General features: G+C 67.8%; 17 protein-coding genes. 9 read left to right on the top strand and 8 right to left on the bottom strand.

The genetic code is table 11. From position 1 onward, the window contains the following. Positions 1-13: 13 nt before the first annotated feature. Positions 14-952, bottom strand: coding sequence for a LysR family transcriptional regulator (locus tag CDO46_RS12030; RefSeq protein WP_176400718.1), 939 nt, complete (start codon positions 950-952; stop codon positions 14-16). A 134-nt stretch (positions 953-1,086) separates the two neighbouring features. Between CDO46_RS12030 and CDO46_RS12025 the strand changes: the two genes are divergently transcribed. The 5 genes from CDO46_RS12025 (at position 1,087) to CDO46_RS12005 (ending at position 6,045) form a co-directional block, all read left to right on the top strand. Beyond that, the gene (locus CDO46_RS12025) at positions 1,087-1,614 is read left to right on the top strand and encodes a carboxymuconolactone decarboxylase family protein (protein WP_087838699.1); all 528 of its coding nucleotides are present in this window, start codon (positions 1,087-1,089) and stop codon (positions 1,612-1,614) included. 40 nt (positions 1,615-1,654) lie between these two features. Next, on the top strand, positions 1,655-2,737 hold the full coding sequence (locus CDO46_RS12020; protein ID WP_087838697.1) for an NAD(P)-dependent oxidoreductase: 1,083 nt from the start codon (positions 1,655-1,657) through the stop codon (positions 2,735-2,737). A gap of 57 nt (positions 2,738-2,794) precedes the next feature. Then, entirely contained in the window at positions 2,795-3,763 is a 969-nt protein-coding gene (locus CDO46_RS12015; RefSeq protein WP_087838696.1) for a tripartite tricarboxylate transporter substrate binding protein, read from the top strand. 237 nt (positions 3,764-4,000) lie between these two features. Continuing rightward, positions 4,001-4,978 (top strand): tripartite tricarboxylate transporter substrate binding protein, encoded by a 978-nt coding sequence (locus CDO46_RS12010; protein ID WP_176400717.1) that lies wholly within the window; start codon positions 4,001-4,003, stop codon positions 4,976-4,978. Positions 4,979-5,052: 74 nt separating this feature from the next. Beyond that, positions 5,053-6,045 carry a 4,5-dihydroxyphthalate decarboxylase gene (locus CDO46_RS12005; protein WP_087838694.1) on the top strand — a complete coding sequence of 331 codons (993 nt, stop codon included), beginning with the start codon at positions 5,053-5,055 and terminating at the stop codon, positions 6,043-6,045. A 16-nt stretch (positions 6,046-6,061) separates the two neighbouring features. Here the strand turns inward: CDO46_RS12005 and CDO46_RS12000 are convergent, their stop codons facing one another. The 3 genes from CDO46_RS12000 to CDO46_RS11990 all read right to left on the bottom strand — a co-directional run bounded on the left by CDO46_RS12000 (position 6,062) and on the right by CDO46_RS11990 (position 8,960). After that, on the bottom strand, positions 6,062-6,874 hold the full coding sequence (locus CDO46_RS12000; protein ID WP_254914589.1) for an amidohydrolase: 813 nt from the start codon (positions 6,872-6,874) through the stop codon (positions 6,062-6,064). Between the two features lie 13 nt (positions 6,875-6,887). After that, the gene (locus tag CDO46_RS11995; protein ID WP_176400716.1) at positions 6,888-7,859 is read right to left on the bottom strand and encodes a tripartite tricarboxylate transporter substrate binding protein; all 972 of its coding nucleotides are present in this window, start codon (positions 7,857-7,859) and stop codon (positions 6,888-6,890) included. Positions 7,860-7,973: 114 nt separating this feature from the next. Further along, positions 7,974-8,960 carry a LysR family transcriptional regulator gene (locus tag CDO46_RS11990; protein ID WP_254914588.1) on the bottom strand — a complete coding sequence of 329 codons (987 nt, stop codon included), beginning with the start codon at positions 8,958-8,960 and terminating at the stop codon, positions 7,974-7,976. A gap of 82 nt (positions 8,961-9,042) precedes the next feature. Between CDO46_RS11990 and CDO46_RS11985 the strand changes: the two genes are divergently transcribed. Next, on the top strand, positions 9,043-10,032 hold the full coding sequence (locus tag CDO46_RS11985; protein WP_087838692.1) for a tripartite tricarboxylate transporter substrate binding protein: 990 nt from the start codon (positions 9,043-9,045) through the stop codon (positions 10,030-10,032). A gap of 11 nt (positions 10,033-10,043) precedes the next feature. Further along, entirely contained in the window at positions 10,044-10,934 is an 891-nt protein-coding gene (locus CDO46_RS11980) for an amidohydrolase (RefSeq protein WP_087838691.1), read from the top strand. Between the two features lie 7 nt (positions 10,935-10,941). Here CDO46_RS11980 and metK read toward each other — a convergent pair whose 3' ends face one another. Continuing rightward, positions 10,942-12,102, bottom strand: a complete 1,161-nt coding sequence (metK, locus tag CDO46_RS11975; RefSeq protein WP_087838690.1) for a methionine adenosyltransferase — start codon at positions 12,100-12,102, stop codon at positions 10,942-10,944. Between the two features lie 265 nt (positions 12,103-12,367). On the opposite strand from metK, the gene CDO46_RS11970 reads away from it, so the two are divergent. Continuing rightward, positions 12,368-13,213, top strand: a complete 846-nt coding sequence (locus CDO46_RS11970; protein WP_087838689.1) for a lysophospholipid acyltransferase family protein — start codon at positions 12,368-12,370, stop codon at positions 13,211-13,213. A 10-nt stretch (positions 13,214-13,223) separates the two neighbouring features. On the opposite strand, the gene CDO46_RS11965 is transcribed toward CDO46_RS11970, so the two are convergent. Genes CDO46_RS11965 through CDO46_RS11955 form a run of 3 tightly spaced genes read right to left on the bottom strand, consistent with a single transcriptional unit; the run spans position 13,224 to position 15,365 of the window. Further along, complete coding sequence (locus CDO46_RS11965) at positions 13,224-13,625, bottom strand: cupin domain-containing protein (RefSeq protein ID WP_087838688.1); 402 nt, start codon at positions 13,623-13,625, stop codon at positions 13,224-13,226. Further along, positions 13,609-14,490 (bottom strand): carbon-nitrogen hydrolase family protein, encoded by an 882-nt coding sequence (locus CDO46_RS11960; RefSeq protein ID WP_217896307.1) that lies wholly within the window; start codon positions 14,488-14,490, stop codon positions 13,609-13,611. The genes CDO46_RS11965 and CDO46_RS11960 overlap by 17 nt, the downstream gene beginning before the upstream one ends. Next, positions 14,487-15,365 (bottom strand): 3-keto-5-aminohexanoate cleavage protein, encoded by an 879-nt coding sequence (locus CDO46_RS11955; RefSeq protein ID WP_243724488.1) that lies wholly within the window; start codon positions 15,363-15,365, stop codon positions 14,487-14,489. Before CDO46_RS11955 ends, CDO46_RS11960 begins: the two co-directional genes overlap by 4 nt. A gap of 110 nt (positions 15,366-15,475) precedes the next feature. Here CDO46_RS11955 and CDO46_RS11950 point away from each other — a divergent pair, with 110 nt between their 5' ends. Continuing rightward, positions 15,476-16,192, top strand: a complete 717-nt coding sequence (locus CDO46_RS11950) for a TetR/AcrR family transcriptional regulator (protein ID WP_087838685.1) — start codon at positions 15,476-15,478, stop codon at positions 16,190-16,192. Positions 16,193-16,270 lie beyond the last annotated feature (78 nt).

Here is a 16,270-nt window from a genome sequence, read left to right as displayed (position 1 = left end):
CCGGCGCGTTTGCTCAGGGGGCGCGCACCGCCTGGGCGATCGTCTGTATCGCTTGCCGGAACCAGATGTGAGCCGGGTCCCGGTGGTTCAATTCGTGCCAATACATGCTGATGTCCGGGTTGGCGATCTTGAACGGCGGCTGGACGGCCTTGATGTCCAGCCGCTTGGCGGCTTCGCGGGCGATGCGCAGCGGAACGGTGGCGATCATGTCCGTGGCCGCCACCACCGCCGGCACGATAAGGATGTTCGGCACCCGGATGGCGTGCCTGAACGGATGCCTGGCGTTGCCCAAGGCGCGTGCGACCGACGTCTCGATGGACCGATAGGAGGTTTCGTCGGCGCCCCAGACCACGTGGGGATACGCGAGGAACTGCCGCAAGGTGATGCGCCCGTCGATCTCGGGGTGCCGGCCGCTGACGATGCAGCACGCGCTCTGGGGATAGATGAGCTTCTTCCTGAGGTCCGACGGCGGATGCAGGATGTGGCCGATGGTCAGGTCGCATGCCTGGTCCCGCAGCGCTTCGACCGTGCCACGCATGTCCGAGGGCTGGATCGTGAGCCGAATGCCGGGCGCATGCTGCCGCAGATGGCTGGCGATCGGGGGCGCGAGCAATAGCGCCAGGCCTTCCGTCGTAAGGATGCGAAAGTGCCTCTCGGATGCCTGCGCACGGAACGTGCGTTCATGCAGGCGGCCCGGTTCGAGCAATTCCAGTGCGACCCGGGCGCGTCTGGCCAGTTCCAGTGCCTTGGCCGTGGGTACCATGCCCTTGGCCGTCCTGATCAGCAGCGGATCGTCGAACTGCCGGCGCAGCCTGGCCAGCGCCGCGCTCATCGTGGACTGGCTGATGCCCATGCGCTCGGCGGCACGGGTGACGTGGCGCTCCTGTATCAGCGCTTCGAACTGCACGAGCAACTGCAAGGTGACGGGAGAAACCGGGGAGCGGCCAGGCATGCGAGGCCTCCTGCCAAGGTCGGAATCATGGAATGGAATGAATAATGCCATCGATTCGACGCTATCGATCATCAGGCTTCCGGCTGCTTAAATCTGCTCCATGAAAAGACCATGAAACGGGACGGAGACAGACGATGGCCAGGGTTTCCTATGTGGATGAGCGTTCTCATCCCGAGCTGGCGGCGTTGATCGGACAGATAAGACAGGAGCGCCGGGGCAAGCTGATTCCCGTCTATGGGCTGCTGTTGCACAGCCCTGACGTGGCGCGCGCCTGGATGGCGCTGATCAACGCGGTGCGCTGGAGCACGCGGCTCGATGCCCGCGTGCGTGAACTGGCGATTCTCCGCGTTGCCGCCTTGAACGGCGCGTCTTACGTAATCGACGTGCATCGCCGTCATTTCACCGACGCGGACGGCCTGGCCGCCGCCGAATGCGATGCCCTGTGCGCGCCACGGGTGCCGCCTGGCGTGTTCGGCGCGGCGGATACGGCGGTCATTGCCTACGTGGATGAATCGACCTGCGGTGCGAAAGTGCCGGCGCAGGTGTTCCGCCGCGCGCGGGAGTTCCTGGACGAGCGCCAGATGGTCGAGCTGACGGTGTTGGTCGGCGCCTACAACATGCACACCCGCGTCATCAACGCGCTGGAAATCGATCCCGAATAGCCGCAGGCCGGCGCCTATCCACCTCATCATCGGAAGTCACATGTCCAGCCCTCGCATCGTCGTCGAAGAAGACGTATTCACGCGCGTCCTCGGCGTTATTCTCGACCCTTGCACCGAGGCCGCACGTATCGCGGCCTTCGAAGATTTCTTCGCCCACGACGTTCCCGATTTCCGTGCTTGGCTCGACACCGTGCGCGCGCGCTGCCAGCGGGTGTTTCCCGCTACGGTGGTGTTCGTGGCCTCGCCTTCGGAACTGCAAAGGGAACTGCCGCAGGCTGACGCGGTGCTGGTCGAATCGCTGACGGTGGGGCGTCGGGAACTGGAACTCGCGCCACGGTTGCGCGCCGTCCAGAAGTACGGTGTGGTGACCCGCAACATCGACGTGCAAGCATGCGGGCGCCAGGGGGTTGCGGTGCTGACCTTGCGCAGGCGCGCCAATATCGCCTGCGCGGAGCAGGCCATGATGATGGTGCTGGCATTGGCCAAACGGCTGCCGGAATTGAACGGGCGCACGACGGTTCGTCGTCTGCGCGACGCAGGCTTCAAGCCCGGGCCGTTCGACCGGGCGCATACCCCGAGTTCCAACTGGGCTCGTGTCTCGGGCATTTCCATGCTCAACGGCGCGACCATGGGCATCATCGGCATGGGCGAGATCGGGCGGGAAGTCGCCCAGCGCGCGCGGGCCTTCGGCATGCACGTCGTCTACACCCAGCGCACTCGGCTGGCGGCCGGGGACGAAGCGGCGCTGGGGGTCCAGTATCTGGAGATGGATGAGTTGCTTGGCCGAAGCGATTGGCTCGTGCCGCAATTGCCGGCCACGCCTTCCACCGAAAGGCTGCTGGATGCGGCCAAGTTCGCCAGGCTCAAGAAAGGCACGCGCGTGGTGAACGTGTCCCGTGCGCAGGTCATGGACCGGGAAGCGACGCTGGCCGCTCTACGCGACGGAACCCTGGCGGGCCTGGGCCTGGACACGCTCTGGAGCGAGCCGGGCGAGGACGACGACGAATTGCTGGGGTATCCCCAGGTCGTGCTGACGCCCCACATGGCGGGCAGCCCTCGCTTGAACGCCACGGCCGATTTCGAGGAACTGGTCGCCGGGCTTGACCGGGCGCTGGCGCGCTGAGGCGGTCGGGGACGTTTGGAACAAACAGGCGCCTACTGCGCCAGAGGAGGAGATTCCATGAGTCGATGCACAGCGGGTTGGGCGGCGGCACTGGCAGCGGTTTGCACGCCGGCCCTGGCCCAGGATGCCTGGCCGGAGCGGCCCGTGCGGATGATCGTGCCGTTCCAGGCCGGCAGCGCGACCGACTCGGCGGCGAGGGTGGTGGGCCTGCGCATGGGGGCGTTGCTCAAACAGCCTGTCATCGTCGAAAACCGGGTCGGAGCGAGCGGCCTGATCGGGGCCGAGGCGGTCGTGCGCGCGGCGCCCGATGGCTACACGATCCTGCTCGGCACGGTCAGCACTCAATCCGTGTCGGTCGGATTGGGCAGCAAGATGTCCTTCGATCCGGTCCGGGACCTGGCGCCTGTGGGCCTGATAGGCGCCTCTCCCTATGTGTTGGTCAGCGCCTCGCGCATCGCGGCCAAGGACCTGAACGCCTTTGTCGCCGAGGCGCGGGCCCAGCCCGGCAAGCTCACCTACGCCTCCGCGGGCAACGCCAGCATGGCCAACCTCGCCGCCCAATTGCTGGCTTATCAGGCGGGCATCCAGTTGGCGCACATTCCCTACAAGAGCTCGGCGCAATCGGTCACCGACACGATCAACGGCACCATTGCGTTGCAGTTCGGGTCGGTCATGCCCGTCTTGCCCTACGTCAAGAACGGTGCGCTCAAGGCCTTGGCGGTAACCGGCGCGCGGCGGCTGCCTCTGCTGCCCGATGTGCCGACGGTGGCCGAATCCGGATTGCCCGGCTATCGCGCTGAATTATGGATGGGACTCTTCGCGCCCAAGGATACGCCGGCGGATGTGCTGGACAGGTTGTCCCGCACGTTGAACGCCACGCTGGCCGACAGGGAGGTGGCAGACAGCCTGCTCGCTCAGGGCATACAGGCAACTCCCCTGGACCGCCGGGCCTTTGCCGGCTTCGTCCAGGCCGAGACAGCGAAGTGGAGCAAGGTGGTCAAGGATGCCGGCATCACAGGCGAATGACCGCCGGCCCCCTTCCCCGGTACGGGGCAGGGGGCAAACAGATGGCCCGCAATTTGCTTGGATGGCCGTCGGGGGATGAAGCTCCGGCTGGTCCCCGCAGGTGCACCACATTGGAATTGCCATGCCTGCGGCGTCGTGCGCATTGAGCCGACATGGGGCATTTTTTTGGCATGTTCAGTCTCAAAAAAGAGATTCATGAGAATTTCTTTAACACCGACTCTTGGGGATTCAGATATCATGAACCGCGTTTTCCGCCTTTTCTATACGGCCGTGGCCGCGTCGCTCCTGCCCTGCCTGGCCAGTGCGCAGACGTATCCCAATCGTCCCGTCAAGATCGTGGTGACGTTCACCCCCGGAGGCGCGGCCGATGTCACGGCCCGTGTGTTCTCCGAGAAATTGGCGGAGCTTTGGAAGCAGGGTGTGGTGGTCGAGAACCGCCCCGGGGCCGGCGGCTCGATCGGCGCCGAAGCGGTGCTGCGAGCGCCGGCGGACGGCTACACCTTGCTGCTCGCGACCAATACGCACGTCATCAATCAGGTCGTCTATCCCAACCTGGCGTTCGATTTCACCAAGGACTTCGCGCCGTTGGGGCTATTGACTTCATCACCGATGATGCTGGTGACCAATCCTTCCCTGCCGGCCAGGAACATGAAAGAGTTCACGGCACTCCTGAAGGCCAATCCGGGCAAGTATGAGATTGCCAGTTGCAATGTCGCCAGTCCTCATCATTTCGGCCTGGAGATGTTCAAGCATGCGATGAACATCAAGGCGTTGCATGTTCCGTATCGCGGCTGCACGCCCGCCGTCGCCGACGTGCTGGCAGACCATGTCCACGCGGCAGCGGTATCGGCCCCGGCCGCCATCGCTTTCACCAAGAACGGCAGGCTGAACGCGCTGGCGCTGTTTTCCACCGAGCGTAGCGAGTCGGCCGCCGGCGTGCCGACGATACGCGAGTCGGGCATTTCCGAACTGAAGGACTTTTCGCTGGACAACTACTATGGACTGATGGCGCCTCCTGGCACGCCGGCTCCTGTGCTCAAGAAGATAGAGGAAGATATGCGCCGCGTGGCCGCGATGCCGGACGTACAGAAGCGCTTGAGGGACGCGGGGCTGGACATGCTCGTGATGAATCCCGAGGAGATGATGAGGCTGGTGCGCGCGGATTACGAGAAGTACGCGCGTGTCGCCAGGGACGCGAATATCCAGCCCGAGTGATCCGTCCGTGCCGCCGCCATCACCGGCCGGGGCGGCCCGGTTCTTCCCATTGGATTTCGAAACCAGGAGACCACATGTCCACCTTGCAGCTCAGCCTAGGCTGCTGCGACTACGACCGCACGCGCGCATTGTTCGATGGCCGGGTGGCCGTCGAAGGATGCGAGCTCGTTCCGCTCGCCCTGCATCCCGAAGAGATCTTCCATCGCGCCTTCAACGGCCAGGAGTTCGATATTTCCGAACTTTCCTTGAGCAGCCATACGGTCATGACGGCGCGCGGCCAAACCGACTACGTCGCCATTCCCGCGTTCGTCTCGCGTGTATTCCGTCATTCCGGCATCTACATCCGGACCGATCGGGGCATTGACAGTCCCGCGGCGCTCAAGGGCCGGAAAATAGGCGTGCCTGAATACCAGATCACCGCCAACGTCTGGATCCGGGGCATGTTGCAGGACGAGTTCGGGCTTCATCCGCGCGACGTGCATTGGCGCCGGGGCGGAGTGGAGCAGCCAGGCCGCGAAGAGCGAGCACCGATCGATCTGCCGCCCGACATCGACGTGCGCCAGATCGGCAATGACGAGACCTTGTCGGGGCTTCTGGAGTCGGGGGAACTCGATGCGGTCTTCAGCGCCAAGGCACCGTCTTGCTTTCAGCGCGGGGCGCCTGGCGTGGGCCTGATGTTTCCCGATTTCCGCGCGGTCGAGCGGGATTATTTCGCCCGTACGCGCCTTTTCCCCATCATGCACGTGGTGGGCATCCGCCGCGCGCTGGTGGAGAAGCACCCCTGGCTGCCGGTCAGCGTCTACAAGGCGTTCGTCCAGGCCAAGCGCCTGGCCATGGAAGAGCTTGCCCAGATCGGGCATCTCTATGCCTCGCTGCCCTGGGGCGTGGCCGAGTACCAGGCATCGCGCGAGTTGATGGGGGACGATTTCTGGAGCTACGGACTCGAGCCGAACCGGCACGTCCTCGAGACTTTCACTCGCTATCATCACGAGCAGGGACTCTCGCCACGCCGCGTGGCCCCGGAGGAACTGTTCCACCCTGGCGTGCTGAACCTCTCGAAGAACTGACGTACCAGATGGCGGCTCAGGAGAAATAGAAGCGCAGCGCGGTGTCGCCGAATATCCGGCGACGGATGGCGGGATCGGCAATGGTGTCGACCAGCCAGTCGATCGCGGCCGGGTAGCTCATGGTCGATTCGGCGCCAACGAAGGGGCAGTCGCTGGCCCACATCAGGCGCTCGTGGCCCGCTTCGCGGCACAGGGCCTGCGCGCACTCGCGAGCGTTGGCGCCCAAGCGGTAGGCGCCCGACAGCTTGACCCAGGTCCTCCCCTTTTCCACCGCGCGCAGCATGGCCCGGAAGCCTTCGCTGTCGACGCCGGCGACCGGATCCGGTCGCCCGATGTGGTCGATGACGATCTTGACGCCCGAGCGTTGCAGCGCAGGCAGCACTTCAGGAAGACGCGGTCCTTCGATATGGACGTGAACGTGCCAGTCGAGATCGGTCAGGCGGCGCAGGAATTTGCGGTAATCCCAGGAATCCAGGTCGGGCAGGCGGTCCAGGCTGATGAAAGGCAGGCGTACGCCGCGCATGCCCGCCGCATGCATGGATTCCAGAACCTGCCGTTCGATCGAGGGTTGCACGATGACCGTACCGCGCAATCGCGCCGACTTGCCCAGAGACTCGAGCACGTAGTCGTTGTAATCCCCCCAGGGACTGGCGGCGGCGATGACGGCGTAGTGCACGCCATGCCGGTCCATGGTGTCCAGCAGTTGCTCCACCGTGAAGCTGTAGTCCGGGCTGTGCCGCGGGTTGGGCACGAGCGGCATGTCGCGCGTGAAGACGTGGACGTGGGCATCGACCAGTACCGCGTCGGCCGGGGAAGTCGCGAAGGTCACGGAAAAGCTCCTGCTAGTTCTGTTGCATGGGAATGCCCGCCTTGCGGATGACGTCGGCCCACTTGGCGATGTCACGCTTGAACACGTCCGCCAGCTCCTCGCGCGTGCTGCCCTGGGCCTGCGTGCCGAGTTCCTCCAGGCGCTGGCGGATGGCGGGTTCGCGCAGTACTTCGTTCAGCGCGGCGTTCAGGCGGTCCAGCCTGCGGGGCGGCGTGCCGGCCGGTGCGAACAAGGCGTTCCAGCCGGCGACTTCGTAGCCGGGCACGCCGCTCTCGGCGACGGTAGGCACCTTGGGCAGCCAGCTCGAGCGGCGGCTGCCGGTGGCCGCGATCGGCGTTGCCTGGCCCGACGTGATGGCGCCCTTGAGCGCCGCATAGGACTCGAACATCACGTCGACGTCGCCGCGCAGCAAGGCGGTCAGCACTTCGGGCGTGCTCTTGAAGGGCACGACCATGGCATCGATGCCGGCCATGGACTTGAACAGTTCGGCCGACAGGTTCTGCGTGCTGCCCGGGTTGATGGTGCCCAGCACCAGTTGGCGTTTCCTGCCCTCGGCCAGCAGCGCGGGCAGGGATTGCAGCTTGCCCTTGGCGTTGGTCAGCAGCACCAAGTCGAAGTAGGCGACGGTGGAGACGGGTTCGAAATCGGCGACGAGGTCGTAGGGCAGCTTGAAGAGGGTCTTGCTGATCGCCGTGCCGTTGGCGAACACCGCGAGCGTATAGCCGTCGCGCGGCGCGCCCAGTACGGCGTTGGCGGCCACCACGCCGCCCGCGCCGGGCTTGTTCTCGACCACGACCTGCTGGCCCAGGCGTTCGGACAGGCGCTGCGTGACCAGGCGCAGCGAGATGTCGGCCAGCCCGCCGACGCCGAAGGGCACGACCACGCGTATGGGTTGCTCGGGGTAGCGGTCGTCCTGCGCGTGTAGCGGGGCGGTGGCGGCGAACATCAGCGCGGCGGCAATGGGCCGCGCGGCGCGGTGGAACATGGCGGTCTCCTCGTGGCGCGGTCCGGGCCCGTGCCGAGGCATGCGGGAGGACCGTCGATTCGCCGCCAGTCTAGGCAACCGGGGTTGCGCGGACAAATGAATTGTTTGGCGGATTCATGCGCGCCGTTCATGGACGGCCGCCAGGCGGTCCCGGATCTCGGCCACCAGCAGGTCGCGCATGGCCTGCGCGGCCGGAGCGAGCACGGCGCCGTGGCGCGTGACCACCGCCAGATGACGTGCCACCGAGGGACCGGCCAGCGGCCGCGTGACCACGCCGGGCGCCCTGGTGGCCGACAGCGCCGGCACCACGGTCAGCCCCAGCCCGTTGGCGACGAAGTCCAGTGCGATCGACGTGTGCTGGGCCTCGTAGGCCCAGCGGAACTGCAGGCGGCGATCGCCCAGCGCATCGTCGATGGTGGCCGCGTTGCCGGCGGGCAGGCTGATACGGATCAGGGGTTCGCCGCGCAGGCGCTCCCAATCCACTTCCCTGGCCCGTGCCAGGCGGTGGCGGGGCGGGCAGGCCAGCACGAACGGTTCTTCGGCGAACACGTCCATGTCCAGCCCGAACCGGTTCGAGCTGGCCAGCGACACGCCGAAGGCCGCGGTGCCGTTGTGCACGTGCTCGGCGATCTCGCCGATGGAATCGTCCAGCACGCGCACCGAGATGTCCGGATGCTGCGTCGCGAAGCGCAGCAGCGCCGGCGACAACTGGGTGGCCGCCAGGGTCGGTAGGCAGCCGAACACCAGCCAGTGCGGCGCGCTGCCCGCGTGCTGGCGCACGGTATCGTAGGACAGCTCCAGCTCCTGCATGGCCTTGCGCACGCGCGGCAGCAGGGCGCGGCCGGCATCGGTCAGCGTGATCGCGCGCGTGGTGCGCGTCAGCAGCTTCATGCCCAGGCTGTCCTCCAGCTTGCGCAGGCGATGGCTGACCGCTGTCTGGGACAGGTTCAGGTGCGTGGCGGCCGGCAGGAAGCCGCCTTGCTCGACGATGCAGAGAAAGGCCTGCATGCCGAGGAAATCGATTTGCATGGATGCCTCGTCGGAAGGAAAACGGCACAGCGACATCATCATCACGAGCGGGGCGGCATGCAAGGAATTCATGGACTGGTGCAAAACAATCATTTGAGGCGGGTCGGCCACCGCCTCTAAGCTCAGCGTCCCGCAAACCAGGAGGCGAGACCCGATGCCGTGCCCATACCCTGTCCGTCGCGCGTGGCTGCATGCCGCCGCCTGCCTCGGCGCCAGCCTGGCACTGGCCGCGCCGGCCGAGGCTGCCCGCTATCCGTCCCGGCCGGTCACGATGGTGGTGCCGTTCTCGGCCGGCGGTTCGGTGGACGCCGTGGCGCGCATGCTGGCCGCGCAGCTCGGCCGGCGGCTCGACGCTCAGTTCGTGGTCGAGAACGTTCCTGGCGCCGGTGGCGTGATCTCCACCCAGCGCGTCGCCCGCGCGGCGCCCGACGGCTACACACTGCTGTTCACCACGCCCAACCACACCATCAATCCGGCGATCACGCCACGCCTGTCCTTCGATACGGAAAAGGACTTCGCGCCCATCGGACTCATCGCGCAGATCCCCGAGCTGCTGGTGGCCAACGGCCAGCAGCCCTTCGACGACTTCAAGGGCTTCGTCGATTTCGCCCGCAAGAACCCGGGCAAGCTGACCTACGGTTCGGCAGGCAACGGCACGCTGCCCCACGTCACGATGGAACTCCTGCTGGAGAGACTGGGCATCCAGGTCGTGCACGTGCCCTACAAGGGGGCGGCGCCGGCGCTCAACGACCTGCTGGGTGGCCAGATCGCGGTCAAGATGGACACCGTCACCACCTCGCAGCCCCATTTCGCCAGCGGACGGATCAAGCCGCTGGCCATCGCCAGCGCGAAGCGCTCCGCGTTGCTGCCCGAGGTGCCGACCATCGCCGAGTCCGGCGTGCCGGGCTACGAAGGCATCCTGTGGCTGGGCGTGCTGGCGCCGGCGGGCACGCCGCGCGAGGTGATCGACGTGTTGCACCGGACGATGGCGGATATCGGCAAGGACCCCGCCTGGAACAGCCAGTTGCAGGCGGCGGGCGTGGAGCCCAGGACCAGCACGCCCGAGGACTTCGCCGGCATGATCTCGGCCGAGATCCGGCAATGGAAGGACGTGGTGCGGCGTGCCCGCATCACCGCGAACTGATGGAGAACCCCATGTCCGGCCAGGACGCGCTTCCGCTGACGCCGCCGCCCGACCCGCACCCGCGCAAGCCCCGGCTGGCCGCGCCGGCGGGCGCCATCGATTGCCATGTGCACTTGTTCGGACCCGCCAGCCGCTATCCGTTCCATCCGGGCAGCAAGTATCGCTCGGCGGACGCGCTGCCCGAAACCAACATCGCCTTGCAGGACACCTTGGGATTGTCCGGCGCGGTGGTGGTCAGCGGCGCCGGCTACGGCCAGAACCCGGACCACCTGGCCGAAGTGCTGCGGCGCTTCCCGGACCGCTTTCGCGGCGTGGCGCTGCTGCCCGACGACGTGGACCGCGCGCGCGTGGCCGAGCTCGACGCGCTGGGCGTGCGCGGCGCCCGCTTCGTCAGCCACGGCCATCGCGGCGCCTTGCCCCGATTGTCGTCGCCGCGCATCCCCGAGCTGATCGCCGAGTTCGGCTGGCACGTCCAGTTCTATCCGCATGGCACCGACCTGGTCGAACATGCCGATGCGCTGCTGCGGCTGCCCAACCGCATCGTGCTGGACCACTTCGCCTGCATTCCCGCCGCGGGCGGGGTGGAGCAGCCGGCCTTCCGGCGGCTGCTGGAGCTGCTGGATACCGGGCGTGTCTGGGTGAAGATCTCCGGCCCCATGCGCTGCACGGCACAGGACTACCCCTATGCCGCCGTCACGCCTCTGGCGCGCGCGTTGGTGCGCCATGCGCCCGAACGCCTGTTGTGGGGCAGCGACTGGCCCCACACGAACATGCAGGGCAGGGGCATGCCCAACGACGGCGACCTGTTCGACCTGCTGGCCGAGTGGGTGGAGGACCGTTCGGTGCTCGAACGGATCCTGGTCCGCAATCCGCGCGAAGTCTACGGAGACTTCGGCGGGTAGCGAGGCGTTACCGCGCCGACCGCAGCGCCGCCGCCTTGTCGGTGGCTTCCCAGCTGAACTCGGGCTCGGAGCGGCCGAAGTGGCCGTAGGCGGCCGACTTCTGGTAGATCGGGCGCAGCAGGTCCAGCATGTTGACGATGCCCTTCGGACGCAGGTCGAAGTGCTCGCGCACCAGCTTGGCGATCTGGTCGTCGGGGATGACGCCGGTGCCGTAGGTGTCGACCGTGATGTTGATGGGCTCGGCCACGCCGATGGCGTAGCTGACCTGGATCTGCGCGCGCGTGGCCAGGCCCGCGGCGACGATGTTCTTGGCCACGTAGCGGGCGGCATACGCGGCCGAACGGTCGACCTTGGACGGGTCCTTGCCCGAGAACGCGCCGCCGCCGTGCGGGCACGCGCCGCCGTAGGTGTCGACGATGATCTTGCGGCCGGTCAGGCCGCAGTCGCCCTGCGGGCCGCCGATGACGAAGCGGCCGGTGGGGTTGACCAGGTAGCGGGTCTTGTCGGTGATCAGGCCATCGGGGAAGGTCTTCTTGATGATCTCTTCGATGACGGCTTCGCGGATGGTGTCCTGGCTGACGTCCGGCGAGTGCTGCGTGGACAGCACCACGGTGTCGACCTCGACCGGCTTGCCGTCGACGTAGCGGAAGGTGACCTGCGACTTGGCGTCGGGACGCAGCCACGGCAGGCGGCCGTCCTTGCGCAGTTCGCTCTGGCGCTGGACCAGGCGGTGCGAATACCAGATCGGCGCGGGCATCAGGTCGGGCGTTTCGCTGCACGCGTAGCCGAACATCAGGCCCTGGTCGCCGGCGCCCTGGTTCAGGTAGTCGTCCGAGGCGCGGTCCACGCCCTGGGCGATGTCGGGCGACTGCTTGTCGTAGGCGACCAGTACCGCGCAGCCCTTGTAGTCGATGCCGTAGTCGGTGTTGTCGTAGCCGATGCGCTTGATGGTGTCGCGGGCGACCTGGATGTAGTCGACGTTGGCGCGCGTGGTGATCTCGCCCGCCAGCACGACCAGGCCGGTGTTGCACAGCGTTTCCGCAGCCACGCGCGAGGTCGGGTCCTGCGCGAGGATGGCGTCCAGGATGGCGTCGGAGACCTGGTCGGCGACTTTGTCGGGGTGTCCTTCGGAGACGGATTCCGAAGTGAAGAGGTAGGAATTGGCCACTCGATAGTCCTTTGAAAGCTGACCGGCGCGCACGCCGGCTATCGGTTCCGCGGCGTGTTGCACGTTGCTGGGTCTTGGACCTGTGGCGAGCAGCGACGCTTTAGCGGCATTTATGCGCGCACCGGACGGGCCGGCGCCGCGATCGCCCCGCAAGTTGTCTGTTAACTCGGCGATCTTTCCCATTTTAGGGGAAAATCCCGATGGAGCCCACCCCCCAGCCGGCAACGTGGCCGCGGGGCCTGTTCTTCGAGGTTCGGATCGTTCGATGCTGCTGACTTTCTATCGTTTGCTCGCGCGGCTGCCGCTGGGCTGGCTGCACCGCCTGGGGCGCTGCCTGGGGCTGCTGGTGTATCGCAGTTCCGCCGACTATGCCGCGCGCCTGCGCGCCAACGCCGCCCTGGGCGGCTATGAAGGCGAGGATTTCGCGCGCCGCTCGGCCGCCGCCGCGGGGGAGGGCGCGCTGGAGATCCCGCGCGTCTGGTTCCGTCCCGACCGGGCGCTGGCCGAGTGCCGCACCGACGACTGGGACGCGGTGCAGGGCGCGCTGGACGAGGGCAAGGGCATCCTGTTCCTGACGCCGCACCTGGGCTGCTTCGAGGTCGCGGCGCGTTACTACGCCCACCGGGGCGGCCCCATCACGGTGCTTTACCGGCCGCCGCGCAAGGCCTGGGTATCGCAGCTGGTCGAGGGCGGCCGGCGCGGTCCGAACCTGGACACCGCGCCCGCCAACCTGCAGGGCGTGCGCCAGCTGGTGCGGGCCCTGCGCCGTGGCGAGGCCATCGGCATCCTGCCGGACCAGGTGCCCGGCAACGGCGAAGGCGTCTGGGCGCCGTTCTTCGGCAAACCCGCTTTCAGCATGGTGCTGCCCGGCCGGCTGGCGGCGCAGACCGGCGCCGCCGTGGTGCTGGCGGCGGGCGAGCGACTGCCCGGCGGGCAGGGCTGGAAGGTCCATTTCGTGCGGCTACCCGGCCCGGTGCCCGAGACGGCCGAAGACCAGGCCGCCTGGGTCAATGCCGGCATGGAGGCCATGATCCGGCGTTGTCCCGAGCAATACCTGTGGGGCTACAACCGCTACAAGGCGCCACGCGGCGAGACCCCGCCGGCGGCATGACGCGCGGGCATCACTCGGTGAAGAACTTCGCCCCGCCGAAGAAGCGGTTGGGCTTCATGAAGACCGAGAGGAAGGTCGCCCCTTCCGGGGCGCGGGCGATGTGGATGTTGCCGCCCGGCCGCCAGACGAAGCCCCCCGGACCCACCTCGCCCTCGTCGTCCACCAGGCGTCCGGACAGGATGTAGGTTTGCTCCAGCGCCGTGTGCTCGTGCAGGGGCACGACCGAACCGGGCGCCATCCGGAACAGGATGGTCGACATGCCGCTGTCGGCATCGGCATACAGGATCTTCATGTCGATGCCGGGGAAGTCCGTCGGGTGCCAGGCCATGGCGGCGGCATCGACGTAGCGCGAGCGAAGGTTCGGGGGCTGGCTCGGCCGGGCGGGCGAGCGCTGTTCATGCGGTTGTGTCATGAGGCATTCCGTCGGAGGGAACAAGTGGGGAAGGGCCCGCCAGCCGCAGGCTGAACGCGCGCTCGTGGGACAGGCCGGGCAGCTCCGCGCGGACCCGGGTCACGGCGGCCAGGTCCAGCGGCACGGTCAGGCAGTCGGGCTCGTCGCCCAGTTCGCCCAGCGTGTCGCCCCAGGGGCCCAGCGCCAGGCTGTGGCCGTAGCTGGCCCGGCCGCCGGGGCTGTCGCCGCAGGTCGCGGGCGCCAGCACGAAGGCGCCGTTCTCGATGGCGCGGGCGCGCAGCAGCGCATGCCAGTGGGCGGCGCCGGTGGCGCGGGCGAAGGCGGCGGGGACCACCAGGATCTGCGCGCCGGCCAGTGCCAGCGCGCGATACAGGCCGGGAAAGCGCAGGTCGTAGCAAATGGACAGCCCCACGCGTCCCCAGGGGGTATCGACCACGACGGCCTCGTCGCCCGCGGTGTAGGCCGACGACTCGCGTATCGTCCTGCCGTCGGGCAGCGTGGCGTCGAACAGGTGGAGCTTGTCGTAGCGGGCGGCCAGGCCGCCTTCGGCATCGAACAGCAGGCTGCGGTTGAACATGCTGCGCGGTCCGTCGGGAACCACCAGCGAACCCAGCAACACCCACATGCCCAGGTCCCGCGCGAGGCTGCGCACGGCGGCCTCGACGTCGTCGGCGCGGGCGGCCGCGGCCCGCATGGCCTGCCGGCTGCCGTGCAGCATGGCGGCGTACTCGGGCAGAAGCAGCCACTGGGCGCCCTGGCTGCGCGCCCGCAGGGCCATGGCCGCCAACTCGTCCAGGTTGCGGTCCAGGTCCGGGCCCGGGCGCACTTGCGCCAGCGCGACGCGCACCGGTTCTTCCATGGTCATCGTGGCGTCAGTCCGATCATGCGCCGCGCCTCGTCGGGCGCGGCGGGCTCCATGTCGAGCGCATGCAGGATCTCCACCGCGCGCCGGACCAGCTCCGCGTTGCTGCGCGCCTGTACGCCTTGCGACAGGTACAGGTTGTCCTCCAGCCCCACGCGCACGTGGCCGCCCAGCAGCGCCGCCTGCGCCAGCATCGGGAACTCCTGGCGGCCGATGCCGAAGGCCGCCCAGCGCGCGCCCGCCGGCAGCTGGCCGCGCAGGTGCATCATGGTCTCGCTGTTGGCGGGCGCGCCCCACGGTACGCCCAGCACCAGCTGCCATAGCGGGTCGGGTTCGATCACGCCGCGATCGATCAGGTGCCGCGCCAGCGCGATGTGGCCGGTGTCGAATATCTCCAGTTCGGCCTTGGAGCCGGCCTCGCGGATCACGGCGGCGATGGCCTCGATGTGGTCCGGCACGTTGATGAGCGCTCCCTTGCCGAAGTTGAGCGATCCCATGTCCAGCGTGCAGATCTCCGGCCGCAGCGCCAGGATGTGGGCGCAGCGCTCGGCCGGCGGGCGCAGGTTGGAGCCGGCCGCCGCGGCGTTCGGCGCGGAGGCGTCGGGCAGGAAGCGTGCGCCGGCGCCGGTGGTCAGGTTCAGGATGACGGGCGAGCCGCTGTCGCGCACGCGCTCCACCACTTCCCGGTAGAGCGCGGGGTCCAGCGATGGCTTGCCGGTGGCCGGGTCGCGCACGTGGATGTGGGCGATGGCGGCGCCCGCGCGGCAGGCTTCGATGGCCGACTCCGCGATCTGGCGCGGCGTGACCGGGACGGCCGGGAATCGCCCGGCCGTGTCATCCCCGCCCGTGATGGCGCAGGTCAGGATGGGGGTGGGCACTATCTCCTCCTTAAATACATACGTTTGTTTAAATTATAGGCGCGGCAAAATAAGGCGGTCAACGCTTCCGACGTACAATCGGGACTCGTTCCCGTTACGGCCTTCCATCCATGACCCGTAAATCCGCTTCCGCCGTGTCAGCCCCGCCCGCCACGCGAGTCCGGCCCCGTGGCTCGCAGAACGCGGCCGGAGAGGAAACGCGCACCACCATCCTCGACGTGGCCGAGCGCATCTGCGCGGCGGAAGGGTTCGAAGCCTTGTCGGTGCGCGCCATCAGCGAGGCGGCCGGCGTGAACCTGGCCGCCATCACCTATCACTTCGGCGGCAAGTCCCAGCTGTTCGAGGAAATGTTCCGGCGCCGCGTCGTGCCGCTGAACGATGAGCGGCTGGCGCTGCTGGACGCGGCGCTGGCCAGCGGCGCCCCCACGCTAGAAGCGGTGGTGCGGGCCTTCGTCGAGCCGCCCATGAAACTGACGGCGGCGATCAACGCCCGCAGCAACAATTCGGCGCTGGTGGTCATGCAGTTCCTGTCGCGCGCCTTCGCCATGCCCGGCGAGAACGAGTTCCTGCAGACCTACTACGAACCCGTGCGCAGCCGCTTCATCCTGGCCCTCAAGCACTTCCTGCCCAAGCTGCCGCTGGAGGAAGTGATCTGGCGCTACAACCTGATGGTGGGCGGCATCATCTACGCCATGGGCGGCTGGGAGCGCATGGAACGGCCGCCCGCTGCCTTCGCGTCCGCGCCCCTGCCGCAGGTCCACCACCGGCCCGACGACATGGTCGACCGCATGGTGCGCTTCTTCCTGGCCGGCCTGCTGGCCGACTAGCCTTCCGGCGCGGTTCCGCGCCGCGCGTCCGTTCCCTTCGTTTCCCTTGCGCCCGCCGTCCCGCAGCGCGTTCGCCTT

The organism is Pigmentiphaga sp. NML030171 (genome assembly GCF_002188635.1).
In the GTDB taxonomy this organism is placed as follows: domain Bacteria; phylum Pseudomonadota; class Gammaproteobacteria; order Burkholderiales; family Burkholderiaceae_B; genus Pigmentiphaga; species Pigmentiphaga daeguensis.
Note: the sequence above shows the minus strand (reverse complement) of the source record. Positions and strands in the feature narration are given on the sequence as shown.

Excerpts from the sequence above, each read along its gene's own strand:
- CDO46_RS11965 (WP_087838688.1), bottom strand. The coding sequence starts at position 13,625 with ATGACACAACCGCATGAACAGCGCTCGCCCGCCCGGCCGAGCCAGCCC.
- CDO46_RS12010 (WP_176400717.1), top strand. The coding sequence starts at position 4,001 with ATGAACCGCGTTTTCCGCCTTTTCTATACGGCCGTGGCCGCGTCGCTC.
- CDO46_RS11990 (WP_254914588.1), bottom strand. The coding sequence starts at position 8,960 with ATGAATTCCTTGCATGCCGCCCCGCTCGTGATGATGATGTCGCTGTGC.
- CDO46_RS11960 (WP_217896307.1), bottom strand. The coding sequence starts at position 14,490 with ATGACCATGGAAGAACCGGTGCGCGTCGCGCTGGCGCAAGTGCGCCCG.
- CDO46_RS12015 (WP_087838696.1), top strand. The coding sequence starts at position 2,795 with ATGAGTCGATGCACAGCGGGTTGGGCGGCGGCACTGGCAGCGGTTTGC.
- CDO46_RS11970 (WP_087838689.1), top strand. The coding sequence starts at position 12,368 with ATGCTGCTGACTTTCTATCGTTTGCTCGCGCGGCTGCCGCTGGGCTGG.
- CDO46_RS11985 (WP_087838692.1), top strand. The coding sequence starts at position 9,043 with ATGCCGTGCCCATACCCTGTCCGTCGCGCGTGGCTGCATGCCGCCGCC.
- CDO46_RS12030 (WP_176400718.1), bottom strand. The coding sequence starts at position 952 with ATGCCTGGCCGCTCCCCGGTTTCTCCCGTCACCTTGCAGTTGCTCGTG.
- CDO46_RS11950 (WP_087838685.1), top strand. The coding sequence starts at position 15,476 with ATGACCCGTAAATCCGCTTCCGCCGTGTCAGCCCCGCCCGCCACGCGA.
- CDO46_RS11995 (WP_176400716.1), bottom strand. The coding sequence starts at position 7,859 with ATGTTCCACCGCGCCGCGCGGCCCATTGCCGCCGCGCTGATGTTCGCC.
- CDO46_RS11980 (WP_087838691.1), top strand. The coding sequence starts at position 10,044 with ATGTCCGGCCAGGACGCGCTTCCGCTGACGCCGCCGCCCGACCCGCAC.
- CDO46_RS12025 (WP_087838699.1), top strand. The coding sequence starts at position 1,087 with ATGGCCAGGGTTTCCTATGTGGATGAGCGTTCTCATCCCGAGCTGGCG.
- CDO46_RS12020 (WP_087838697.1), top strand. The coding sequence starts at position 1,655 with ATGTCCAGCCCTCGCATCGTCGTCGAAGAAGACGTATTCACGCGCGTC.
- CDO46_RS12005 (WP_087838694.1), top strand. The coding sequence starts at position 5,053 with ATGTCCACCTTGCAGCTCAGCCTAGGCTGCTGCGACTACGACCGCACG.